Raw genomic sequence first — 22,288 nt, forward strand, 5'->3', positions numbered from 1 at the left:
AGGATCCTCATGTCCGGTCATACTCCCCTTCCTCCTGACGCCATCGATCTGCCGCTGCTGCCGCTGCGGGATGTTGTGGTATTTCCCCACATGGTGATCCCGCTTTTCGTGGGCCGCGCCAAGAGCATCAAGGCGCTGGAACTGGCCATGGAGGCGGAGCGCCGCATCATGCTGGTGGCGCAAAAGGCCGCCGCGAAGGACGAGCCTTCGGTTGAGGACATGTTCGAGGTCGGTTGCGTCTCGACCATCCTGCAGATGCTCAAGCTGCCCGACGGCACGGTCAAGGTGCTGGTCGAAGGCCAGCAGCGTGCCCGTGTGAACCGCATCGACGACGGCGAGACGCATTTCTCGGCCAACGTGACGCCGATCGAAGCGCCCGAAGCATCCTCGCAAAAGGGCACCGAAATCGAAGCGCTGCGCCGCGCCGTGATGCAGCAGTTCGACCAGTACGTCAAGCTCAACAAGAAGATTCCACCCGAGATCCTGACCTCGATCTCGAGCATCGACGATCCGGGCCGCCTGGCCGACACCATTGCCGCCCACCTGCCGCTCAAGCTCGACAACAAGCAGGCAGTGCTCGATCTCGACGACATCAAGTTGCGCCTGGAAAACCTGTTCGGCCAGCTCGAACGCGAAGTCGATATCCTGAATGTCGACAAGAAGATCCGCGGCCGTGTGAAGCGCCAGATGGAAAAGAACCAGCGCGACTTCTACCTGAACGAGCAGGTCAAGGCGATCCAGAAGGAGCTCGGCGAAGGCGAAGAGGGCGCCGACATCGAGGAGATCGAGAAAAAGATCAAGCTCGCCAAGATGCCGAAGGACGCGCTCAAGAAGGCGGAGTCCGAGCTCAAGAAGCTCAAGCTGATGTCGCCGATGTCGGCCGAGGCCACGGTGGTGCGCAATTACATCGACGTGCTGGTCGGCCTGCCCTGGAGCAAGAAGACGAAGATCAAGCACGACCTCGCGAACGCCGAGGAAGTGCTCAACGAAGACCACTACGGGCTCGACAAGGTCAAGGATCGCATCCTGGAATACCTCGCAGTCCAGCAGCGCGTCGACAAGGTCAAGGCGCCGATCTTGTGCCTGGTCGGGCCGCCGGGCGTGGGCAAGACCTCGCTCGGCCAGTCGATCGCGAAGGCGACTGGTCGCAAGTACACGCGCATGGCGCTGGGCGGCATGCGCGACGAGGCCGAGATCCGCGGGCATCGCCGCACCTACATCGGCGCGCTGCCGGGCAAGGTGCTGCAGAGCCTGAACAAGATAGGCACGCGCAATCCGCTGTTCCTGCTGGACGAGATCGACAAGCTCGGTACCGACTTCCGCGGCGACCCGTCGAGCGCGCTGCTCGAAGTGCTCGACCCCGAGCAGAACCACACTTTCGGCGACCACTACGTCGAGGTCGACTTCGACCTCTCCGACGTGATGTTCGTCGCGACCTCGAACTCGATGAACATTCCGCCGGCGCTGCTGGACCGGATGGAAGTGATCCGCCTTGCGGGCTACACCGAAGACGAGAAGACGCACATCGCGCTGAAGTACCTGCTGCCCAAGCAGTTGAAGAACAACGGCGTGAAGGAAGAAGAGCTGCTGGTCACCGAGGAAGCGGTGCGCGACATCGTGCGCTACTACACGCGTGAAGCCGGCGTGCGTTCGCTCGAGCGCGAACTGTCGAAGATCTGCCGCAAGGTGGTGAAGGGCCTGCTGCTCAAGAAGATGACGCCCAAGGTCACTGTCAACGGCGAGAACCTCAACGACTTCCTCGGCGTGCGCAAGTACACCTTCGGCCGCGCCGAAGCGCAGAACCAGGTCGGCCAGGTGGTTGGCCTTGCATGGACCGAGGTGGGCGGCGACCTGCTCACGATCGAAGCCGTCACGATGCCGGGCAAGGGCGTCATCAGCCGCACGGGCTCGCTCGGCGACGTGATGAAGGAATCGGTCGAGGCCGCGCGCACGGTGGTGCGCAGCCGCGCCCGCCGGCTCGGCATCAAGGACGAGACCTTCGAGAAGCGCGACATCCACATCCACGTGCCCGACGGCGCAACCCCGAAGGACGGCCCGAGCGCGGGCGCCGCCATGACCACGGCCTTCGTGTCGGCGCTCACCGGCATCCCGGTGCGCGGCGATGTGGCGATGACGGGCGAGATCACCTTGCGCGGCGAAGTCACGGCCATCGGTGGCCTGAAGGAAAAGCTGCTGGCCGCGCTGCGCGGCGGCATAAAGACCGTGCTGATTCCCGAAGAGAACGCGAAGGACTTGCAGGACATTCCCGAGAACGTGAAGAACGGCCTCGAGATCGTTCCGGTGCGCTGGATCGACAAGGTGCTGGAGATCGCGCTCGAGAAGATGCCGACCCCGTTGTCCGATGAGGAGGTGGCAGCGTCTGCCGCGGCCGTGGCAGAATTGGCCAAGCAACGCAGCGTGCAACCGGCCGAGGATTCTTCGGTCAAACATTGAACGAGGCGCTTGCAGGAGCCCGAAAAAACGGTATATAATTCGAGGCTCGAAACGCGGGAATAGCTCAGTTGGTAGAGCGCAACCTTGCCAAGGTTGAGGTCGAGAGTTCGAGACTCTTTTCCCGCTCCAATTTTCGAAAAAGGGAAGCATCAGCTTCCCTTTTTTTTGTTCAGACAACGTGGCGCGATAGCAAAGCGGTTATGCAACGGATTGCAAATCCGTGTAGCCCGGTTCGACTCCGGGTCGCGCCTCCACTCTCCATCAGGTCATCGCTCGCGATACCGATTCGGCAGCCTCGCCAACCTTCGTTGTCGGGGCTGTTTTTGTTTGGGTTATCTTCGACGCAACGACCCTCCGCCCGGGTGGTGAAACTGGTAGACACATCGGACTTAAAATCCGCCGCTTCCTGCATAAGGGGCATGCCGGTTCGATTCCGGCCCCGGGCACCAACCTACAAGGGAGCAAGACATGCCTCGCTACAACGCTCCGTTTGAAATTCATGTGCACGGCGATGTGCCGCTGCGCGCCGATGTCACCTTCGACCAGATCCAGGAAGCGCTCCAGCCGCTCTGGAAGTACGCCGGCGCCAAGTCGCTCGCCGATGGCGCCACCAGCTCGTACGAGGAGGAGCCGGGCATCCGCTTCGAGCAGAAGGAGCACATGCTGCAGATGTGCTGGACCGTGGCCGGTGACGAAGACTTTCGCCAGGCACTCGACGAGATGTGCATGGCACTGAACGAGCTGGCAGAGCAGGGCGCCGCGATCGAGGTCACTTTCTACGACACCGACTTCGACGAGGAAGAAGGCGACCCCGACGAGGAGTCGCGCGACGACTTCATCATGCTGTTCGTCGGCCCGAACCCGGCCGCGATCATGCAGGTGCAACGCGACCTGCTGGTCGAAGACGTGGTGAACCTCATGGAGCGCCACTTCGAGGGCGCCGAACTGGGCGGCGTGGTCGCCGAAATCGACAAGCTGTTCGGCGACCGTTTCGACGCGCTGGTCAACTCGCTCGAAATCGGCCGGCGCCCGCGCGGCAGCGGTGGCACGGGCGGAGGCCCGGGCGCCGGTGGCCACGGTGGCGGTCGCCGTCCGCGGCACCTGCACTAGCCGCTTCGTCGCAACTCGCCGAACAGGTTCAGCGCGTGGCTCTGTTTCCGTCGTCTGCGCTCAACCCCGGCGTGCGCAAGCGCGAGGTGTTCGGCTGGGTCATGTACGACTTTGCCAACTCGGGCTACACCACGGTCGTGATCACCGCGGTGTTCGCGGCCTACTTCGTGGGCGGTATCGCGAAAGGTGCGCCCTGGGGGGCGTTCGCCTGGACGCTGTCGCTCAGCATCGCCTACGCGATCGTGATGCTCACGATGCCGGTGATCGGTGCCTGGGCCGATCTGCGTGCCGCCAAGAAGCGGGTGCTGATGCTGGCGACCTCGGGCTGCGTGCTCGGCACCGCGGCGCTCGCGCTGACGCCGCAGCTCCAGGGTACTGCGGCGGTGGCGCTCGCGATGCTGCTGATCATCGTTTCCAACACCTTCTACTCTTACGGCGAGTCGCTCACAGGTGCCTTCCTGCCCGAGCTGGCCACGGCCGAGGGCATGGGCAAGGTCAGCGGCTGGGGCTGGGGCTTCGGCTATGTGGGCGGCATGCTCACGCTGGGCCTGTGCCTGGCCTATGTGCTGTGGGCCCAGGCGCGAGGTTTGCCAGCCGCGCATTTCGTGCCGGTGACCATGCTGGTCACGGCGGCGATCTATGGCGTGGCGGCTTGCGTCACCTTTGCGTTGTTGCCGGAGCGTGCACAGCCGGCGCCCGGCGCTGGCCGGGTGTCATGGGCCGACTCCTGGCGCCAACTGCGCCAGACCTTCGAGCAGGCCCGCGCGTTTTCCGACTTCATGTGGCTGCTGGCCTGCACTGTGGCCTATCAGGGCGGCGTGGCGGTGGCGATCACGCTGGCCGCGATCTATGCCGAGCAGGTGATCGGCTTCCAGCCGCAGGAGACGATGGTTCTGATCTTCGCGCTCAACTCGGCGGCGGCGATCGGTGCGTTCGGCTTCGGCTATCTGCAGGATCGCATCGGCCACAGGATTGCGCTCGCGGGCACGTTGGTCGCGTGGATCGCGGTCTGCGTGATTGCGGGCTCGGTCACGACCAAGGGGGGGTTCTGGTGCGCCGCTGCGATCGCCGGGCTGGCGATGGGTTCGAGCCAGTCGGCGGGCCGCGCCATGACCGGGGTGCTCGCGCCGCCACAGCGGGTCGGCGAGTTCTTCGGGCTGTGGAGCTTTGCGACGCGGCTGGCGAGCATCGTGGGCCCGTTGAGCTACGGGGCCATCACATGGATGACCGGCGGCAACCAGCGCATCGCGATCCTTTCGACCGCGGTGCTGTTCGTTGCCGGCTTGCTGTTGCTGCTCCCGATCGACATGAAGCGCGGCCGCGCCGCAGCCCTGGCCGCCGGCTGAACTAGTCGTTGCGCAGTGCCTTGGGCACGCGGTAGCTTTCGCCGTCGTAGTGCAGCGTGTAGGTGCGCAGTTGGGCGGGCAATACCTTTTCGACGCATTCACCGCCTTCCTGCGTTGCGGTGCGGCTATCGATCCGGGTGCGCTGCACCAGCAGGTCGGCATAGCCCTCGGTCGTGGTGCGGGCCACCGACAGCATGCTGCGAACCTGGTCGAAGCGGCCGTTGCAACTGGTGTCCCACTCGCCGCCGTCCATGTCGAGCTCGATCTCGTCCAGTGCCTTGTGCAGCTTCGCCCCCTTCATTGCATAGAGCCGCAGCGTCTCGCTCGCATAGGGGTTGGCACGCGAGCTGCCGCGATAGCGCACCCGGATGCCGAAAGCACGCGTGTCCGCGGCCAGCGTGTAGCGCGCGGTGTCGATGCGGATGTCCTCGACGGCGATCGCGTCCGACGTGAGCGCAGCGGGCTCGAACAGTCGGCTCACGATGGTGTCGCGCTCGGTGTTGCCATTGTCGGGGCGCTGGATCACGAGCACCTCGAGGTCGTAGGCGGTCACGCCTGGTTCGGGTGAAGGCCGCGGCATCGGCAGCACCACGATGCTGCGGCCCGGAAAGGCTGGCCAGAGCTTGCAGGCGGCGCGCTCCCCGTCGAGCTGGCGCTGGGGATGCAGCTTGGCATGCATGCGTTCGGCCAGGCCGCTCTCGCAGGCCGCCTGCGCTGCCAGCGCGGGCAAGGCGAGCAGCAGCATGGCCGCAAGGTGCTTCATGCCATCGCCGCTGATGGTTGCACCGGGGCTGCCAGCCAGCGCGCGGCAGCGGCAGCGAGGACTTCAGGCGCGCCGCTGGTTTCGAGCAGTACCTCACCCGTGCCTTCTGGGGCCAGCGAACCGGCGGCTGCCAGCAGGCGACGCGTTTGCTGCGCAACCGGGGCGCCGGTGTCTATGAAGCGAACCGACGGGCCGGCATGGCGGCGCAGTTCAGCGGCCACGAAGGGGTAGTGGGTGCACCCGAGAACCAGCGTGTCGGCCTGGCCGGGCTCGATGCCAAACCGGCCTGCAGCGTCCATGTAGCGGACGCAGAGCGCTGCGATCTTTTCAGCGTCCGAGGATTCAATGGCACCCGCCAGGCCGTCGCAGGGCACCAGGCTGAAGCTGGCCTGGCCGGCCAGTGCGGCATGCAGCGTGCGGAACTTGGCGCTGTCGAGCGTGCCACGCGTGGCCAGCACCGCAATGCGTCGGGTCGTGCTCAGCGCCACTGCGGGCTTGAGGGCCGGCTCCACGCCCACCAGCGGAAGCACCGGGTAGGCCGACCGCAGCAGGTGGATCGCAGCCGCAGTGGCGGTGTTGCACGCCACCACCAGCGCCTTGATCGCGTGGCGCTCGGCCAGGCCGGCTGCCACCGCAAGCGAGCGCTGGGCCACGAAGGCATCGCCCCGCTCGCCGTAGGGCGCGTGGGCGGTGTCCGCGAAGTACACGAAGCGTTCTGCGGGCAACTCGGCGCGCAGCGCGTTCAGCACGCTAAGGCCGCCGATGCCGCTGTCGAACACGCCGATAGGCGGTGAACTCAAGCCGGTTCCAGCGTGATGGTCTTGAACTCGCCGCTGGCGATGCGCTTTTGCCACTCGGCCGGGCCGGTGATGTGCGCGCTGGTGCCGCCGGCGTCGACCGCCACGGTCACCGGCATGTCCACCACGTCGAACTCGTAGATGGCTTCCATGCCGAGGTCGGCGAAGCCCACGACCCTGGCGGTCTTGATCGCCTTGCTGACCAGGTAGGCGGCGCCGCCCACGGCCATCAGGTAGGCGCTCTTGTGCTTCTTGATGGCTTCGATCGCCACCGGCCCGCGCTCGGCCTTGCCGATCATCGCGATCAGGCCGGTCTGGGCCAGCATCATTTCGGTGAAGCCGTCCATGCGCGTGGCCGTGGTCGGGCCTGCCGGGCCGACCGCCTCGCCCTTGACCGGATCGACCGGGCCGACGTAGTAGATGACGCGGTTGGTGAAGTCCACCGGCAGCTTCTCGCCCTTGGCCAGCATGTCGGAGATGCGCTTGTGCGCGGCGTCGCGGCCGGTCAGCATCTTGCCGTTGAGCAGCAGCGTGTCGCCCGGCTTCCAGCTTGCCACTTCTTCCGGCGTGAGCGTGTCGAGGTTGACCTTCTTGCTCTTGTTGTAGTCGGGCGCCCAGTTGACGTCGGGCCACAGGTCGAGCGAAGGCGGTGTGAGGTAGACCGCGCCGCCGCCGTCGAGCACGAAGTGGGCATGGCGCGTGGCCGCGCAATTGGGGATCATCGCGACCGGTTTGCTGGCTGCATGGGTCGGGTACATCTTGATCTTGATGTCGAGCACGGTCGAAAGGCCGCCGAGGCCCTGCGCGCCGATGCCGAGCGCATTGACCTTTTCATACAGCTCGATGCGCAACGCTTCGACCTTCGTGAGCTCGGCACCAGAGGCCTTTTTGGCCTGCAGCTCGTGCATGTCGAGGTCGTCCATCAGGCTTTCCTTGGCCATCAGCGCGGCCTTCTCGGCCGTGCCTCCGATGCCGATGCCCAGCATGCCGGGCGGGCACCAGCCGGCGCCCATCGTCGGCACCGTCTTGAGCACCCAGTCGACCACGCTGTCGCCGGGGTTCAACATCACCAGCTTGCTCTTGTTCTCGCTGCCGCCGCCCTTGGCCGCGACCGTCACTTCGACGGTGTTGCCCGGCACGATCTCGGTGAAGATCACGGCGGGGGTGTTGTCCTTGGTGTTCTTGCGGTCGAACTGAGGATCGGCCACCACCGAGGCGCGCAGGGTGTTGTCGGGGTGGTTGTAGCCGCGGCGCACGCCTTCGTTGATGGCGTCGTCCAAGCTGCCCGTGAAGCCGCCCCAGCGCACGTCCATGCCGACCTTGAGGAACACGTTGACGATGCCGGTGTCCTGGCAGATCGGCCGATGGCCGGTTGCGCTCATCTTGCTGTTGGTGAGGATCTGCGCGATCGCATCCTTGGCGGCGGGGCTCTGCTCGCGCTCGTAGGCCTTGGCCAGGTGGGCAATGTAGTCGGCCGGGTGGTAGTAGCTGATGTACTGAAGCGCGGCGGCGACCGATTCGATCAGGTCGGCCTGCTGGATGGTGGTGGTCATCGTGAGGTTCTTGTGCGGTGGGGAGCCGAAATTATCCCCCACCGCCTCTAATTCGCCCCCGCGGCTAGCGCGGACGGCCTGTTGGCTCAGACCGGAGGCCGCTTCATCTGGCAGGACGTCGGCTGGGCGCTCACGTACGAGTCCCAAACCACCTCGGAGCGGAAGCCGTAGCCGGTGTTCTCGGCATCGTGCTTGACGCCCGGGCTGCCCTTTTTGGCCCACACGCCCAGGTAGATCGGCGCGAGCATCTGGTGATCCGCCTTGCGCATCTCGACCTCGCCGACCGGACTCTCGTATTTCATGCCTTCCAGGGCGTAGGCGACCGTCTTCGGATCGGTCGACTTGGCCTTGCGCATCGCCGCGCGCAGCATGTTCATGGTGTACCAGTGCGATGCGAAGATGAAGTCTTCGTCGGGCGACTTCTTCTTGTACGCCATGGCGATTTTTTCCAGCGCGGGCGTCGGCGCGTTGCTGCCCCAGTTCCACATCACGCTTACCTTGTCGACGCCCCAGGAGCCCATCTGCGACGGGATGCCCGGATTATTGGCGTTGAAGGTGTAGAAGTTGATGTTGAGGTTGTAGTCCTTGGCGGCCTTGAAGAGCAGGCCCAGGTCGCTGCCCCAGTTGGAGGTGATTACCGTGTCGGCGCCCGAGGCGGCAATCTTGGCGACGTACGGTGCGAAGTCGCGCACGGTCGCGATCGGCACGTAGTCTTCGCCGACGATCTGGATGTCCGGGCGCTTCTTTGCGAGATAGGCGCGCGAGGCTTTCGCGACCTGCTGGCCGTGCGTGTAGTTCTGGTTGAACAAGAACACCTTCTTCACGGCCGGCTTGTTCTGCAGGTAGGTCGTCAGCCCCTCGATCTGCATCTCGCTCGACGGGTAGAAGCGGAAATGCCAGAAGCTGCACTTATCGTTGGTCAGGCCCGGATCCATCGCCGAGTAGTTCAGGTAGACCATCCCGCCGTTCGGGTCGCGATCGGCCTGCTTGTTGATCGCATCGACCAGCGCAAAGGCCACGCCGGAGCCGCCACCCTGCGTGACGTAGCGGATGTTCTGGTCATACGCCATCTTCAGCGCGGAGGCGCTTTCCTGCGGCGAGCCCTTGCCGTCGAGCGGCACGATCTCGAACTTCGGATCGGTCGGCGTGGCCGTCGCATTGAGCTGCGTGACCACTTCGCGCAATTGATTGAGCGAGCCCTGGCCCGTGAAGGCGAAGGCACCGGAGAGCACCTCGATGAAGGCGATCTTGACCGTCTCGGCGGCTGTGGCGGCGCCGCACGCGGCGAACGCGGCAGCGCAGAGCAACGACCGGACAGGGTGGATGAAACCGAAGCGCTGCATGCTTGTCTCCATGGGGTGGGTGTTGGAGCACGACAGTAGGCGGCGCATCGCGGCGCTTCCGTCGCCCACGTGACTTTCCGTGCAGGGACTATCCCTTAGCCGCCTGGCGCCGAAGCCCCTGCAATGAGAATTCTTCTCGTTCGGCCCATACTGTCGGGCCGTTTCATCACTGCCAATAACGGCCTCATTCCATGACCACACGCATCGAACGCGACACCTTCGGCCCGATCGAAGTCCCTGCCGACAAATTGTGGGGTGCCCAGACGCAGCGCTCGCTGCAGAACTTCGACATCTCCGGAGAGCAGCAGCCGCGCGAGATCATCAAGGCACTGGCGCAGGTCAAGCGCGCCTCGGCGGTGGTGAACAATGCGCTGGGCCTGCAGGACGAGAAGAAGACCGGCGCCATCGTCGCGGCGGCGGACGAGGTCATCGCCGGCCAGCATGCGGGCGAATTCCCGCTGGTGGTGTGGCAGACCGGTTCGGGCACGCAGACCAACATGAACGTCAACGAGGTGCTGGCCAACCGTGCCAGCGAATTGTTGGGCGGCGAGCGCGGGGAAGGGCGGCTGGTGCATCCGAACGACGACGTGAACCGGAGCCAGTCGAGCAACGACGTGTTCCCGACCGCCATGCACGTTGCAGCGGTCGAGGCGCTCACGCACAAGCTGCTGCCCGCCGTGGCCAGGCTGCGTGGAACGCTGGAGGCGAAGTCCAACGACTTCATGGACATTGTGAAGATCGGCCGCACCCATCTGCAAGACGCGACGCCGCTCACGCTCGGCCAGGAGTTCTCGGGCTATGCCGCGCAGCTCGCGCACGGCGAGGCCCATGTGCGCGCCGCGCTGCCGCACCTGTGCGAACTGGCGCTGGGCGGCACGGCCGTGGGCACCGGGCTCAACGCGCCGAAGGGCTACGCCGAACAGGTGGCGGCCGAACTGGCGAGGCTCACCGGGCTGCCGTTCGTGACGGCGCCGAACAAGTTCGAGGCCATGGCCAGCGTCGATGCGCTGGTGCATGCGCACGGGGCGTTGAAGACGCTGGCCGCCAGCATGACCAAGATCGCCAACGACGTGCGCTGGCTCGCCAGCGGGCCGCGCAGCGGCATCGGCGAGCTCAGCATTCCCGAGAACGAACCGGGCTCGTCGATCATGCCGGGCAAGGTGAATCCGACGCAGAGCGAGGCCGTCACGATGCTGGCCGCGCAGGTGTTCGGCAACGACGTGGCCATCAACATCGGCGGCGCCTCGGGCAACTTCGAGCTCAACGTGTTCCGCCCGATGGTGGCGCACAACTTCCTGCAGAGCGTGCGCCTGCTGGCCGACGGCATGGTGAGCTTCAACGACCACTGCGCGGTCGGCATTCAGCCGAACCGCGAACGCATCACGGAGCTGGTGCAGCGCTCGCTGATGCTGGTGACGGCGCTCAACACGCACATCGGCTATGACAAGGCGGCCTTCATCGCGAAAAAGGCGCACAAGGAAGGCTCGAGCCTGCGCGAAGCGGCCGTTGCGTCAGGCCACCTCACGGGTGAGCAGTTCGATGCCTGGGTCATCCCCGGGAACATGACGGGCCGCTAACTAGCCCGTCCGCCGCCGGCCCTATTTCTCTTCCAGTGAATAGCCGACGCCGTAGACGTTCCGGATCCAGTCCGCGCCCGGGTCGGCTGTTGCCAGCTTCTTGCGCAGGTTCTTGATGTGGCTGTCGATGGCGCGTTCGTTGACGTCGAGCGCATCGTCGTAGGCCAGTTCCAGCAACCTGCCGCGCGAGAAAATGCGGCCGGCCTGGCCGCTCAGGACTTGCAGCAGCCGGAATTCGCGCCGCGTGAGGTTCAGCGCCTGTCCCCGCAGGCTGGCGCGCCACAGCGTTGGGTCCAGTACCAGTCCCGATGCCGGTGCCGGGCCGCCCGGGGCACCGGCCGTGGAGGGGTTTCGCCGCAGCACTGCCTTGACGCGGGCGATGACTTCGCGCGGCGAGAAGGGCTTGCAAACGTAGTCGTCGGCGCCCAGCTCCAGTCCCAGCAACCGATCCACCTCTTCGACGCGGGCGGTCAGCATGATGACGGGCGACTGCGTCGCAGCGCGTGCCTGTCGCAGAACCTGCATGCCGTCCAGGCCGGGCAGCATCACGTCCAGCAGGGTGAGGTCGGGCGGCGCGGCGAGGATGCGCGCCAGCGCCTCGCGGCCATCCGCAAGATGCTCTGCCTCATACCCCGCATGGAGCAGGTAGTTGACCAGCACCCGCGCGATGTCGGGATCGTCCTCGACCACCAGAACGCGTGTCATGGCGATCCAGCCAGCGGCAGCGAGACGATCACCCGCAGCCCGCCCAGCGGCGAGTGGCTGGCTGCAAGCTGGCCATGGTGCGCCTCCACGAAGTTGCGGCAGATGGCCAGCCCCAGGCCCGAACCGCCGTGTACCCGGCTGCGCGAGCTCTCGCCGCGGAACAGCCGGTCGAAGATGCGCGGCAGTTCGTGCTCCGGCACCCCGGGCGCGCTGTCATCGAATTTCAGCACCAGCCGGCTCGGGTTGCCGTGGTCGATGCTCGCGCCGATGCGCAGGGTGCCGAAGGAGTCCGTGTAGCGCAGGCTGTTTTCGAGCAGATTGACGAAGACCTGGTGCAGCCTGTCCGCATCGCCCGATATGGTGGGGGTTCGGGCTGCGGCCAGGGCATCAAGCGCCGCGGTATCGAGCGCGATGTCGGCGCGTAGGAAGCGGTCGTGCATCAGGTCGATGGCGTCGCGCAGCAGGGCGAGTGGCTGCACCGGGGCCAGGTTCAGCGCGAGCTCGCCTGAGTCGCTCATGCTGCGCCGCAGATCCTCCACCAGCAGGCTCAGGCGCATCACCTGGCGGTGCAGGCGCTGGCTGGTATCCGGTTCGAAGTGCTGAACGCCATCCTGCAGCGCCTCGATCTCGGCGCGCATCGCCGCCAGCGGCGTGCGCAGCTCGTGGGAGACGTCGGCCAGCCATTCGCGGCGTGAGTTTTCGATACCGTCGAGGCGCTGCACCATGTCGTTGAAGGTGCCGGCCAGGGCCGCGAGTTCGTCGCTGCCCTTCACCGGTACGCGCGTTGCCAGCTGGCCGCGGGCAACGGCCCGCGCGCCGTCCATCAGCGCGTCGATCGGGGCAAACCAGCGCCGGGCCAGCAGCCACGAAAACAGCAGCGCCAAGGCCAGGCCGGCCAGGCCGGTCAGGATCATGAAGCGCGACTGGCGCGTCAGGAAGGCCTGCTCGGCGTTTCGCCCGAGGCCTTTCAGAGGCGCCAGCACCAGATAGCCGACCACCTTGTCGGCCTCGCGCAGCGGCAGGCGGGCGGCTTCGTCGGCCGGAACGACCACGCCCGCCACGTGAATGCCTTGGGCGTCCGTCAGGCCCAGGCGTCGATAGATGGAGGTGGGCTCGTCGCGCGGGTCGTTGGCGCGGTCGGGTGGCGGCGGCGGACGGTGCCGCCCCGGCAGCAGGTCGAGTTGGGGGCCGCCGCCGCCGGCCATGCCGGGCGACGGCGGTGGCGGACGTGATCCATCCGGCGCTCGGGGTGGAGGGCGCGTCCCATCAAACGCTTGGGGCGGAGGGCGCATCACGCTTCCCGGCGGTGGCGGCGGCGCATTTCCGAAGGGCAGATCGTCGTCCATCTGCAGGCGGTGCCAGGCACCCGGATCGGCCCGCAGTGCGCTCCAGTTACCGGTGCTGGCATGGTGTTCGACCGCACGTCGCGCCAGCCATTCCAGCCGCTCGAGTTCGATCTCGGCGACGTAGGGCCCCAGGCCCTGCGTCAGAACCAGCCGCGAGAAGCCGACGTAGATGCCCATGAGCGCGACGAGCAGCGCTGCAAGCGTGAGAAAGACCTTGTTCTGCAGTGTCAGACGGGGCACATGCGAGGGTCAGCGCGGTGGCGGCGTGCCGCCGCCGGGCGGGGCGCCCGACGGGCGCGCCGTCAGAGTGTCGCCGAGTTTTCGGCATTCGCCCTGGAAGGTCGCGCCGCCGCGCCCAGTGAAGCTCACCTGCGCGCCCTCGGTCTTGCCCTTGCATGCGGCCACCGCTTCCGGGGGCGGCGGTGGCGGCCCGGAGTCGTCATGGAGGCGCGTGCCATTGACGGCATGCGCGCTGCCCATCAGGGTCAGGCCCACAAGGGCAAGGCTCCAGGCGGCAGAAAGCTTTCGCATCTCGCCTCCCTCAAACTGCAACGCCAACTTGCAGCGCCGTGGCGAAGCCGTTGGCGACGCTGCCGCTCACGGCGGCAATTTGCAGCGCAGCGCTGTCGTTGCCGAACACGTTGTCGCTGGCGAGCGTGACGTTGGCAAAGTTGCCGACGCTCGCTTCGTAGCCACTGACCAGGCCGTAGACCTGGGTGCAGGCCGCCGCAGGTATCGCCAGCTGGGTCACGAGCGCGTAGTCGCTGACGGCGCTGCTGTCCGTGGCCGCCGTGAGGCTCGGGTACACCTCGAAGTGCACATGTGGCCAGCGGCCGCTGTAGCAGCCGGGGAAAATGGTCGTGAACGTCACCTTGCCGCTGCTGTCGCTGACCTGAATGCCGCGCAGGAAGTTCTCGGCCGTCACGCCGGTCGAATACAGCGAGTAGTTGCCATCGCGCGTGCAGTGCCAGAGGTAAACCGCATAGCCTTCCAATGGCGCGCAACTGTTCTTGGTGTTGACGAGGGTGAGGGTGATCGTCATCGGAACCCCTGGCGCGACGGCGCTGGCGCTCCCGACGCTGCTGCGGATGTCGCTGCGCACGATGCCGGAGAGCACGAGTGCATTGAGTTTCTGGTTCGATGCCGTGGAGCCGTCCGCCGGGTATGGGCCGGCAGTTTCGGCGGGCGTCGCAGGGCAGGTGCTCGATGAAGAGGATGCCGTGGTGGTTGTGGTGGTCGTGGAGGTGCCGGAGCTGGTGCCGGAACTTGTGCCAGTCGCGGCAGCGGTCGTTGTGGTGGTGCTGGCTGCGGCTGCGGCCGCAGCGGCGCTCGTGCCCAGCAGGCTGGCGCTGCCATCACTGCCGCCACCGCCCCCGCAACCCGACAGCGCAATGACCCCCAGTGAGCCCAACGCGCCCAGCGCGTGGCGGCGGGCCGGGTCGGCCGGTTGCCGGATCGAATCGTTTGCCTGCATGTCGCCTTCTCCTCTTCTCCGTTCGTGGAGCCCCGACTTTGCAGGGGGAGTGTGGAGAAAACGTGTGCGAGGCGGGTGGCGCAGCCCTCAGTGCGACGCGGGAGCCGGGCCGGACATCAGCTTGTCGGTGTAGGCGATGGCTATGGCCGAAAACAGGAAGGTGATGTGGATCACGGTCTGCGCGATCAATACCCGGTCGGTGTAGTTGTCGGCGTTGATGAAGGTCTTGAGCAGGTGGATCGAACTGATGCCGATGATGGCGGTCGCCAGCTTCACCTTCAGCACCGAGGCGTTCACGTGGCTCAGCCATTCGGGCTGGTCGCGATGGCCTTCGAGTTCCATGCGGCTCACGAAGGTTTCGTAGCCGCCCACGATCACCATGATGAGCAGGTTGGAGATCATCACCACGTCGATCAGCGCCAGCACCACCAGCATGATCACCGTCTCGTTGAGCGTGACGATCGGCGTCACGGTCTTGTAGCCGATGCTGCTGATCAGCGCCTGCAGCGCGGTCTGGCTGCCGAAGGCGGCCTCCACCAGATGCAGCAGCTCGACCAGAAAGTGCACCACGTAGACGCCTTGCGCCACGATCAGGCCGAGGTAGAGCGGCAATTGAAGCCAGCGGCTTGCAAAGATCAGCTTGGGCAGCGGCCGAAGCGGCGAGCGGGGGCTGGGCGCGGGGACTTGGGGGTCGGGAAAGGACATCGTTGCCTGGAGAGAAAGGAACGCGCGATTCTAGGGTTCGATGCAGCATGGGCCTCAGCAATGCCCCTTCGCCGCGCTCTGGCGCCGGCATGATGGCGCTTGCACCGCGTCAGTGGCCCGTAAGTGGGCCCGCCGACATTACCGCCCGTACCCACAGCAGGTCGACAGGAGACAACAATGAGCAGCGCATCCAAAAACATCGAGTCGGTTCTGGTCGAGAGCCGTGTCTTCCCGCCCGACGCGCGCGCCTCGTCGGGCGCCCGCATCGCCGGCATGGCGGCCTACGAGGCGCTGTGCAAGGAAGCCGAGCAAGATCCGGACGGTTTCTGGACGCGCCAGGCGCGCGACAACATGGTCTGGACGAAGCCGTTCACGCGCACGCTGGACGAGTCGAACGCGCCGTTCTACACCTGGTTCGACGATGGCGAGCTCAACGCGAGCGCCAACTGCCTCGACAAGCACATCGGCACGCCGGTCGAAAACAAGACCGCGATCATCTTCGAGGCCGATGACGGCGCGGTCACCGAAATCACCTACAAGGACTTGCTGGTGCGCGTGGCGCAGTTCGCCAATGCGCTCAAGGCACAGGGCATCCAGAAGGGCGACCGCGTCATCGTCTACATGCCGATGACGATCGAGGGCGTGATCGCGATGCAGGCCTGCGCCCGCATCGGCGCCACGCACAGCGTGGTGTTCGGCGGTTTCTCGGCCAAGGCGCTGCAGGAACGCATCATCGATGCCGGCGCCGTCGCCGTGATCACGTCCAACTTCCAGATGCGCGGCGGCAAGGAACTGCCGCTCAAGGCCATCGTCGACGACGGCATCGCACTGGGCGGCTGCGAATCGATCAAGACCGTGTTCGTGCATGAGCGCACGCTGTCCGACTGGAAGCGCTTCGAGGGGCGCGACATCACGTTCGCCGAGGCGCTCGAGGGGCAGGGCATCGATTGCCCGCCGGAGCCGGTGGGCGCCGAGCACCCCCTCTTCATCCTCTACACCTCGGGTTCGACCGGCAAGCCCAAGGGCGTGCAGCATTCGACCGGCGGCTACCTGCTGTGGGCCAAGCTCACCATGGACTGGACCTTCGACCTGCGTCCCGACGACGTGTTCTGGTGCACCGCCGACATCGGCTGGATCACCGGCCACACCTATGTCGCGTACGGCCCGCTTGCGGCCGGCGCGACGCAGGTCGTGTTCGAGGGCGTCCCGACCTTCCCGAACGCCGGGCGCTTCTGGCAGATGATCGAGAAGCACAAGGTGTCGATCTTCTACACTGCGCCCACCGCGATCCGTTCGCTCATCAAGGCGGCGGAATCCGACGAGAAGGTTCACCCGAAGAATTGGGATCTGTCGAGCCTGCGCATCCTCGGCTCGGTCGGCGAGCCGATCAATCCCGAGGCGTGGATGTGGTACCACCGAAACATCGGCCACGAGAAATGTCCGATTGTCGACACCTTCTGGCAGACCGAAACCGGCGGCCATGTGATCACGCCGCTGCCGGGCGCCACGCCGCTGGTGCCGGGCTCCTGCACCTTGCCGCTGCCGGGCATCGCGGCCGCGATCGTCGACGAAACCGGCAAGGATCTGCCGAACGGGGCGGGTGGCATGCTGGTCATCAAGCGCCCCTGGCCTTCGATGATCCGCACCATCTGGAACGATCCGGATCGCTTCAAGAAGAGCTATTTCCCCGAAGAGATGGGCGGCACGATCTACCTGGCCGGCGACGGTGCGGTGCGCAGCGCCGACCGGGGCTACTTCCGCATCACTGGCCGCATCGACGACGTGCTCAACGTGTCGGGGCACCGCCTCGGCACGATGGAGATCGAATCGGCACTGGTGTCCAAGACCGATCTGGTGGCCGAGGCGGCAGTGGTGGGGCGTCCGGACGACGTGTCGGGCGAGGCCGTTTGCGCCTTCGTGGTGCTCAAGCGTGGCCGCCCGAACGATGCCGAGGCCAAGCAGATCGCGAACGAACTGCGCGCCTGGGTCGCGAAAGAAATCGGCCCAATCGCCAAGCCGAAGGACATCCGCTTCGGCGACAACCTGCCCAAGACGCGAAGCGGCAAGATCATGCGGCGCCTGCTGCGCTCCATCGCCAAGGGCGAGGCCATCACGCAGGACACTTCGACGCTCGAAAACCCCGCGATCCTCGAGCAGCTCGGGCAAGCCTACTGACGCCGCCGGGAAGCCGACGCGCCGCTGTCCGACGCGCGGCGGCTCCAATGTGCGTTACAAATGGGCCCTGATTTGCAGAGAGGAGCGCGATCATGGGCCTGAGAACCGGTGTGTTGTTGGTGGTGGTGCTGCTGATCGCGGCACTGGCCGCGTTGAACTGGGGCATCCTGGTGGAGCCGACCGTGATGTCGATCGGGCTGATGCAGATCACCGCGCCGTTCGGGTTGATCATGCTGGGGCTGACCACGCTGCTGGCCGTGCTGTTCCTGGCCTATGTGTTCTACCTGCAGAGCGCGGTGCTGATCGACACGCGTCGCCACACCAAGGAGATGCAGGCGCAACGCGAGCTGGCCGACAAGGCCGAGGCTTCGCGTTTCACCGAGTTGCGCGCGTTCCTCGAAGCCCAGGAGCAAACCCGTGTGACGCAAGGCAATCAGCGGCAGGCGGCGGTGCTGGCGCGGGTGGAGCAGCTTGAGGCGACGCTGCGCCTGCGCGCGGATCAGTCCGACAACACCACGGCCGCGCACGTCGGCCAGCTGGAAGACCGCTTCGAGCGGCGCCCGACGCCGTCGCTGGGCGAGGTCGTCCCGCAGCGGGTGTAGCGGCTCCGTCTACTTTGTCGAGAGAACCCAGGCCGCCAGCTTTTTCGCGTCGGCCTCGTTCACCTGCGGATTCGCCGGCATCGGCAGCGGGCCCCAGACGCCCGAGCCGCCCTTGACGATCTTGCTCGCCATCTTGTCGGCCGCCGTCTTGTCGTCCTTGTATTTGGCGGCCACCTCCTTGAACGACGGGCCCAGCACTTTGCGCTCCACCGCATGGCAGCTCATGCAGTTTTTCGACGTCGCCAGCGCAAGGTCGGCCAGGGCCGGTGCGGCTGCGCCGAGGCTCAGCGTCATGAACAGCAGGGTTCTTCTCATGGGGTAATTCGTATCCGTTGCGTTACAGTCGTTCCAACGCGATTGTAGGCAGCGCGGTGCACCGCGCCTTGCGGCGCACACTCAACTTTCCCGAGGGATTCGCCATGTGGTTTTTGATGTTGGGCCTGCTGGGCGTGGCTCTCAAGTACTTCGAGATCGGCCCCGCAGCCGAGCTCAGTTGGTGGATCGTGCTGATTCCGTTCGGGCTGGCGCTGGCCTGGTGGGCTTATGCCGATGCATCGGGCTACACCAAGCGCCAGGTCATGAAGAAGGAAGACGAGCGCCGCCAGGCGCGCATCGACCGGCAGCGCAGCCAGCTCGGCATGCTCAACAGCCGCTCCAACCGCAAGCGCCGCGGCAAGAGCTGACGCGGCTTTAACCGGCGGACCGGCCATGGACGAGGGCATCATCGACATGGCGGTGCTGGTGTTCGGTCTGTCGCTGCTGGTCGGGCCAGCCTGCGGCGCGCTGCTCGGCTCGCGCATGGGGCTCGAAGCCGGCGTCGCGCTGGGCTGCCTGATCATCGGGGCCGCCGGGCTCACCGCGGCAGGCGTTTCGGCCTGGCAGCGCTGGCAACTGGTCGGCGGTACCGAGGTTGTGCAGGGCCAGATCGCGGGTTACGTCACCGAACGCAGCACCGATGGCAAGGGCAAGGTCACCGAGACGCGCGCGCCGCTCGTGGCCTACACCGCTCCCGACGGCGAGCCGCGCAAGGTCAAGGGCCTGGGCGGCGGCCTCGCAGGGCTTTCGGCCGGCGACCCGGTCGAAGTGCGCTATCGGCCCGACAACCCGGCGCGTGCCGTCGTGGCCGATTTCCAGAACGTCTGGGGGATCGTGTGGGGCATGGGCGTCTTCGGACTGCTTCCCACGCTGTTCGGGCTGTTCTTCGTCGGCGTTGCGCGGGGCGAGCGCAAGAGCGTGGGGCTGCGCCCCCCGCCTGCGCGGCGCGATCCGACGCCCGGCCAGCAGCGCTGGCGACAGCGCGTCACCATGGGTTCCAACGCGCTGTTCGTCGGCGGCTTTCTGGTCGCGATCTTCTATCCGTTCGACGACTCGGCGCGTTCGCTGGGCCTTGGCTTCATGACCATCGGCTTCGGCATGCTCGGCCACTTCATCGGCCAGAGCATTCCGCCGGCGATGGAGCTTCAGTTCCGCAGCATCTTCGGCATCATCGGCATCGGCTTTCTGGTGTTCGGCTTCGGCGCCTGGATGATGGCCTGATCAGTAGTTGTCGAGCACCGCGCCGGTGCTCGCGCTCGATGCGTTGAACGCGAACTTGGCCTGCACGCCGCGCGTGTAGCGTGGAGCCGGTGCCTTCCAGGCCGCACGGCGTTTCTCGATCTCGGCCTCCGGCACGTTCAGCTCCAGCACCAGCTTGTGCGCGTCGATTGTGATCGAGTCGTCTTCGTGGACGAAGGCGATGGTGCCGCCGGCCGCGGCTTCGGGCGCGACGTGGCCGACCACCATGCCCCAGGTGCCGCCGGAGAAGCGGCCATCGGTGATGAGGCCGACGCTTTCGCCCAGGCCCGCACCGATCAGCGCGCCGGTCGGCGCGAGCATCTCCGGCATGCCGGGGCCGCCCTTGGGGCCGAGGTAGCGCAGCACCATCACATCGCCGGCCTTGATCTTGCCGTCGAGGATGGCTTGCAGGGCTGACTGCTCGTCGTTGAACACGCGCGCCGGGCCGGTGATGACCGGATTCTTGAGGCCCGTGATCTTGGCGACCGCGCCTTCGGGCGACAGGTTGCCCTTGAGGATCGCGAGATGGCCTTCGGCGTACATCGGTTTGCCGATGGCGCGGATCACGTCCTGATCGGCGCGCGGCACGTCGGGCACGTCCGCCAGCACTTCGGCAATGGTCTGGCCGGTGATGGTGATGCAATCGCCGTGCAGCAGGCCGGCGTTCAGCAGCACCTTCATCACCTGCGGAATGCCGCCGGCCTGGTGCAGGTCGACCGCGAGGTACTTGCCCGAGGGCTTCAGGTCGCACAACACCGGCACCTTCTTGCGCATGCGCTCGAAGTCGTCGATCGTCCATTCGACGTCGGCCGCATGCGCGATCGCCAGGAAGTGCAGCACCGCGTTGGTCGAGCCGCCGGTGGCCATGATCACCGCCACCGCGTTCTCGATCGCCTTGCGGGTCACGATGTCGCGCGGCTTCAGATCTTTCTTTATCGCCTCGATCAAGACCTTGGCCGACTCCTTCGCCGAGTTCTGCTTCTCGTCGTGCGGGTTCGCCATGGTCGACGAGTAGGGCAGCGACATGCCCAGCGCCTCGAACGCGCTCGACATGGTGTTGGCCGTGTACATGCCGCCGCACGAGCCGGTGCCGGGGATGGCGCGCTTCTCGATCTGCAGCAGGTCTTCGTCGCTGAGATTGCCCGCGGCGTTCTGGCCCACCGCCTCGAACACGCTCACGATGTTCAAGTCCTGGCCCTTGTAGCGGCCCGGCAGGATGGTGCCGCCGTAGACATAGATGGCCGGCACGTTGGCGCGCAGCATGCCCATCATGCCGCCCGGCATGTTCTTGTCGCAGCCGCCGACCACCAGCACGCCGTCCATCCACTGGCCGCCGACGCAGGTCTCGATGCAGTCCGAAATGACTTCGCGGCTCACCAGTGAATACTTCATGCCTTCGGTGCCCATCGCCATGCCGTCCGAGATGGTGGGCGTGCCGAACACCTGCGCATTGCCGCCGGCTTCCTCGATGCCTTCGATCGCCGCGTCGGCCAGCTTCTGCAGGCCCGAGTTGCACGGCGTGATGGTGCTGTGGCCGTTGGCCACGCCGACCATCGGCTTCTTGAAGTCGCTTTCCTCGTAGCCCATCGCATAGAACATCGAGCGGTTCGGTGCGCGCGACTTGCCGTCGACGATGTTGATGCTGCGGCGGTTGATCAGGGTGCTGCTGTCGGCCATTTGCTTGCCTCTTTCGTGGGATATCTCGTGGAGCGCCGAGTATCGGCCGCTTCTGTGATTGCAGCCAATCCATTTCACCAGCACTATTGATATGCTGTGTGAATGACAGCATCGATCGACCTGCGCGTCTGGCGCCAGTTTCTGGCCGTGGCCGAGGAGTTGCATTTCGGCCGCGCGGCCGTGCGCCTGCACATGACGCAGCCGCCCGTTACCCAGGCGATTGCCCAGCTCGAAGCGGCCATCGGCGTGCGGCTGTTCGACCGCACGCGCCGCAGCGTCGCGCTCACGCCGGCCGGCGAGGCGCTGGTTCCCGACGTGCGCGAGCTGCTTGCACGCGCCCAGGCGCTGCCGGCGCGCGCGCGTGCCGCAGCGGCCGGCGAGGTCGGGCGGGTGCGGCTGGCTTTCGTTTCGACCATCGGCTTCGAGCGCCTGCCGGCCTGGGTGCGTGAGTTCCGCACGCTCTGCCCGCAGGTGGCACTCGAGCTGGTCGAGGCCACTGGTGACGTGCAGCTCGAAGCGCTGGCACGCGGCGAGATCGACGCCGGGCTGATACTGCATTCGCCCGGCTTCGCCCCCGCTGGCCTGAAGCGCGTGGCGGTTGCGGCCGAACCGCTGGTGCTGGCGGTGCCGGCGCGCCATCCGCTGGCGCGGGCGAAGCAGCTCACGCTCGACACGGTGCTGGCCGAGCCGCTCGTGGTGTTTCCGCGTCGCATCCTGCCCTCGGTGCACGACGCGATCTTTGCGCTCTACCATGCGGCCGGCCGCGTGCCGGCCATTGCGCAGGAGGCGATCCAGATGCAGACCATCGTCAACCTCGTGTCGGGTGGTCTCGGCGTGGCCTGGGTGCCCGAGAGCGTGACGCAGTTCAGGCGCGAGGGTGTGGTGTACCGCGGTGCGGCCGAGTTCGCGGCGACGGGCCGGCGCCGCGCGGCGCTGGCATTGCCCGGCTGCGAAACCAGCCTGGTCTGGCCAGCGCAGAACGACAACCCGGCGCTGGGACGCTTCGTCGACTTCGTGCGGGAGCGCGGGGGCGGCTGACTTCTGCGGTCTTGCATTTCGCAGAGTCCACGGCAGTGATCTGAGCGTTGAGGTTCCGGGGCCGGGGGC

The 22,288-nt window shown here is 66.3% G+C and carries 20 protein-coding genes and 3 tRNA genes; 12 read left to right on the forward strand and 11 right to left on the reverse strand.

Annotated features, from left to right (window positions below):
- The first annotated feature begins 9 nt into the window (after positions 1–9).
- The 6 genes from lon to ACSFA8_RS13150 all read left to right on the forward strand — a co-directional run bounded on the left by lon (position 10) and on the right by ACSFA8_RS13150 (position 4,910).
- Positions 10–2,454: an endopeptidase La gene (gene lon / locus ACSFA8_RS13125; protein ID WP_435479959.1), complete on the forward strand. Its 2,445-nt coding sequence runs from the start codon at positions 10–12 to the stop codon at positions 2,452–2,454.
- 53 nt (positions 2,455–2,507) lie between these two features.
- Positions 2,508–2,583, forward strand: a tRNA-Gly gene (locus ACSFA8_RS13130).
- A gap of 51 nt (positions 2,584–2,634) precedes the next feature.
- Positions 2,635–2,708 (forward strand) — tRNA-Cys (locus ACSFA8_RS13135).
- 102 nt (positions 2,709–2,810) lie between these two features.
- A tRNA-Leu gene (locus ACSFA8_RS13140) sits at positions 2,811–2,903 on the forward strand.
- 19 nt (positions 2,904–2,922) lie between these two features.
- Complete coding sequence (locus tag ACSFA8_RS13145; protein WP_435479960.1) at positions 2,923–3,564, forward strand: DUF6806 family protein; 642 nt, start codon at positions 2,923–2,925, stop codon at positions 3,562–3,564.
- A gap of 35 nt (positions 3,565–3,599) precedes the next feature.
- Complete coding sequence (locus ACSFA8_RS13150; protein WP_435479961.1) at positions 3,600–4,910, forward strand: MFS transporter; 1,311 nt, start codon at positions 3,600–3,602, stop codon at positions 4,908–4,910.
- A gap of 1 nt (position 4,911) precedes the next feature.
- On the opposite strand, the gene ACSFA8_RS13155 is transcribed toward ACSFA8_RS13150, so the two are convergent.
- The 4 genes from ACSFA8_RS13155 to ACSFA8_RS13170 all read right to left on the reverse strand — a co-directional run bounded on the left by ACSFA8_RS13155 (position 4,912) and on the right by ACSFA8_RS13170 (position 9,366).
- Positions 4,912–5,673, reverse strand: a complete 762-nt coding sequence (locus tag ACSFA8_RS13155) for a PA3715 family protein (RefSeq protein ID WP_435479962.1) — start codon at positions 5,671–5,673, stop codon at positions 4,912–4,914.
- On the reverse strand, positions 5,670–6,473 hold the full coding sequence (gene murI, locus ACSFA8_RS13160) for a glutamate racemase (RefSeq protein WP_435479963.1): 804 nt from the start codon (positions 6,471–6,473) through the stop codon (positions 5,670–5,672). The genes ACSFA8_RS13155 and murI overlap by 4 nt, the downstream gene beginning before the upstream one ends.
- Positions 6,470–8,023 (reverse strand): fumarate hydratase, encoded by a 1,554-nt coding sequence (locus ACSFA8_RS13165; protein ID WP_435479964.1) that lies wholly within the window; start codon positions 8,021–8,023, stop codon positions 6,470–6,472. The genes murI and ACSFA8_RS13165 overlap by 4 nt, the downstream gene beginning before the upstream one ends.
- An 86-nt stretch (positions 8,024–8,109) precedes the next feature.
- Positions 8,110–9,366, reverse strand: a complete 1,257-nt coding sequence (locus tag ACSFA8_RS13170) for a branched-chain amino acid ABC transporter substrate-binding protein (RefSeq protein WP_435479965.1) — start codon at positions 9,364–9,366, stop codon at positions 8,110–8,112.
- A 191-nt stretch (positions 9,367–9,557) separates the two neighbouring features.
- Here ACSFA8_RS13170 and fumC point away from each other — a divergent pair, with 191 nt between their 5' ends.
- On the forward strand, positions 9,558–10,943 hold the full coding sequence (gene fumC / locus ACSFA8_RS13175) for a class II fumarate hydratase (RefSeq protein ID WP_435479966.1): 1,386 nt from the start codon (positions 9,558–9,560) through the stop codon (positions 10,941–10,943).
- 21 nt (positions 10,944–10,964) lie between these two features.
- On the opposite strand, the gene ACSFA8_RS13180 is transcribed toward fumC, so the two are convergent.
- From ACSFA8_RS13180 to ACSFA8_RS13200, 5 genes are all read right to left on the reverse strand, one after another.
- Positions 10,965–11,648 (reverse strand): response regulator, encoded by a 684-nt coding sequence (locus ACSFA8_RS13180; protein ID WP_435479967.1) that lies wholly within the window; start codon positions 11,646–11,648, stop codon positions 10,965–10,967.
- A complete protein-coding gene (locus ACSFA8_RS13185) occupies positions 11,645–13,234 on the reverse strand; it encodes an ATP-binding protein (RefSeq protein WP_435479968.1) in 1,590 nt (529 codons plus the stop codon). The genes ACSFA8_RS13180 and ACSFA8_RS13185 overlap by 4 nt, the downstream gene beginning before the upstream one ends.
- 9 nt (positions 13,235–13,243) lie before the next feature.
- Positions 13,244–13,525 carry a hypothetical protein gene (locus ACSFA8_RS13190; protein WP_435479969.1) on the reverse strand — a complete coding sequence of 94 codons (282 nt, stop codon included), beginning with the start codon at positions 13,523–13,525 and terminating at the stop codon, positions 13,244–13,246.
- A gap of 10 nt (positions 13,526–13,535) precedes the next feature.
- Positions 13,536–14,468: a dioxygenase family protein gene (locus ACSFA8_RS13195; protein WP_435479970.1), complete on the reverse strand. Its 933-nt coding sequence runs from the start codon at positions 14,466–14,468 to the stop codon at positions 13,536–13,538.
- Positions 14,469–14,555: 87 nt separating this feature from the next.
- Positions 14,556–15,173, reverse strand: coding sequence for a YqhA family protein (locus tag ACSFA8_RS13200; RefSeq protein ID WP_435479971.1), 618 nt, complete (start codon positions 15,171–15,173; stop codon positions 14,556–14,558).
- A 177-nt stretch (positions 15,174–15,350) separates the two neighbouring features.
- On the opposite strand from ACSFA8_RS13200, the gene acs reads away from it, so the two are divergent.
- The gene (gene acs, locus ACSFA8_RS13205) at positions 15,351–17,348 is read left to right on the forward strand and encodes an acetate--CoA ligase (RefSeq protein ID WP_435479972.1); all 1,998 of its coding nucleotides are present in this window, start codon (positions 15,351–15,353) and stop codon (positions 17,346–17,348) included.
- Between the two features lie 92 nt (positions 17,349–17,440).
- Positions 17,441–17,950 (forward strand): LapA family protein, encoded by a 510-nt coding sequence (locus ACSFA8_RS13210; RefSeq protein WP_435479973.1) that lies wholly within the window; start codon positions 17,441–17,443, stop codon positions 17,948–17,950.
- 9 nt (positions 17,951–17,959) lie between these two features.
- On the opposite strand, the gene ACSFA8_RS13215 is transcribed toward ACSFA8_RS13210, so the two are convergent.
- Positions 17,960–18,265 carry a c-type cytochrome gene (locus ACSFA8_RS13215; RefSeq protein ID WP_435479974.1) on the reverse strand — a complete coding sequence of 102 codons (306 nt, stop codon included), beginning with the start codon at positions 18,263–18,265 and terminating at the stop codon, positions 17,960–17,962.
- 104 nt (positions 18,266–18,369) lie between these two features.
- Between ACSFA8_RS13215 and ACSFA8_RS13220 the strand changes: the two genes are divergently transcribed.
- Positions 18,370–18,633 carry a TIGR04438 family Trp-rich protein gene (locus tag ACSFA8_RS13220; protein ID WP_435479975.1) on the forward strand — a complete coding sequence of 88 codons (264 nt, stop codon included), beginning with the start codon at positions 18,370–18,372 and terminating at the stop codon, positions 18,631–18,633.
- A 25-nt stretch (positions 18,634–18,658) separates the two neighbouring features.
- The gene (locus tag ACSFA8_RS13225) at positions 18,659–19,486 is read left to right on the forward strand and encodes a DUF3592 domain-containing protein (protein ID WP_435479976.1); all 828 of its coding nucleotides are present in this window, start codon (positions 18,659–18,661) and stop codon (positions 19,484–19,486) included.
- On the opposite strand, the gene ilvD is transcribed toward ACSFA8_RS13225, so the two are convergent.
- A complete protein-coding gene (gene ilvD / locus ACSFA8_RS13230) occupies positions 19,487–21,181 on the reverse strand; it encodes a dihydroxy-acid dehydratase (protein WP_435479977.1) in 1,695 nt (564 codons plus the stop codon).
- Between the two features lie 102 nt (positions 21,182–21,283).
- On the opposite strand from ilvD, the gene ACSFA8_RS13235 reads away from it, so the two are divergent.
- The gene (locus ACSFA8_RS13235; RefSeq protein WP_435479978.1) at positions 21,284–22,219 is read left to right on the forward strand and encodes a LysR family transcriptional regulator; all 936 of its coding nucleotides are present in this window, start codon (positions 21,284–21,286) and stop codon (positions 22,217–22,219) included.
- Positions 22,220–22,288 lie beyond the last annotated feature (69 nt).

Origin of the sequence: Variovorax nitratireducens, from assembly GCF_051216545.1 — a bacterium.
GTDB lineage: Bacteria > Pseudomonadota > Gammaproteobacteria > Burkholderiales > Burkholderiaceae_C > Variovorax.

Bases quoted from the DNA above. Each gene is read 5' to 3' on its own strand.
- ACSFA8_RS13180 (WP_435479967.1), bottom strand. From the start codon at position 11,648: ATGACACGCGTTCTGGTGGTCGAGGACGATCCCGACATCGCGCGGGTG.
- ilvD (WP_435479977.1), bottom strand. From the start codon at position 21,181: ATGGCCGACAGCAGCACCCTGATCAACCGCCGCAGCATCAACATCGTC.
- ACSFA8_RS13235 (WP_435479978.1), top strand. From the start codon at position 21,284: ATGACAGCATCGATCGACCTGCGCGTCTGGCGCCAGTTTCTGGCCGTG.
- ACSFA8_RS13145 (WP_435479960.1), top strand. From the start codon at position 2,923: ATGCCTCGCTACAACGCTCCGTTTGAAATTCATGTGCACGGCGATGTG.
- ACSFA8_RS13170 (WP_435479965.1), bottom strand. From the start codon at position 9,366: ATGCAGCGCTTCGGTTTCATCCACCCTGTCCGGTCGTTGCTCTGCGCT.
- ACSFA8_RS13155 (WP_435479962.1), bottom strand. From the start codon at position 5,673: ATGAAGCACCTTGCGGCCATGCTGCTGCTCGCCTTGCCCGCGCTGGCA.
- fumC (WP_435479966.1), top strand. From the start codon at position 9,558: ATGACCACACGCATCGAACGCGACACCTTCGGCCCGATCGAAGTCCCT.
- ACSFA8_RS13215 (WP_435479974.1), bottom strand. From the start codon at position 18,265: ATGAGAAGAACCCTGCTGTTCATGACGCTGAGCCTCGGCGCAGCCGCA.
- ACSFA8_RS13220 (WP_435479975.1), top strand. From the start codon at position 18,370: ATGTGGTTTTTGATGTTGGGCCTGCTGGGCGTGGCTCTCAAGTACTTC.
- acs (WP_435479972.1), top strand. From the start codon at position 15,351: ATGAGCAGCGCATCCAAAAACATCGAGTCGGTTCTGGTCGAGAGCCGT.
- ACSFA8_RS13210 (WP_435479973.1), top strand. From the start codon at position 17,441: ATGGGCCTGAGAACCGGTGTGTTGTTGGTGGTGGTGCTGCTGATCGCG.
- ACSFA8_RS13165 (WP_435479964.1), bottom strand. From the start codon at position 8,023: ATGACCACCACCATCCAGCAGGCCGACCTGATCGAATCGGTCGCCGCC.
- ACSFA8_RS13190 (WP_435479969.1), bottom strand. From the start codon at position 13,525: ATGCGAAAGCTTTCTGCCGCCTGGAGCCTTGCCCTTGTGGGCCTGACC.
- ACSFA8_RS13195 (WP_435479970.1), bottom strand. From the start codon at position 14,468: ATGCAGGCAAACGATTCGATCCGGCAACCGGCCGACCCGGCCCGCCGC.
- ACSFA8_RS13225 (WP_435479976.1), top strand. From the start codon at position 18,659: ATGGACGAGGGCATCATCGACATGGCGGTGCTGGTGTTCGGTCTGTCG.
- ACSFA8_RS13200 (WP_435479971.1), bottom strand. From the start codon at position 15,173: ATGTCCTTTCCCGACCCCCAAGTCCCCGCGCCCAGCCCCCGCTCGCCG.
- lon (WP_435479959.1), top strand. From the start codon at position 10: ATGTCCGGTCATACTCCCCTTCCTCCTGACGCCATCGATCTGCCGCTG.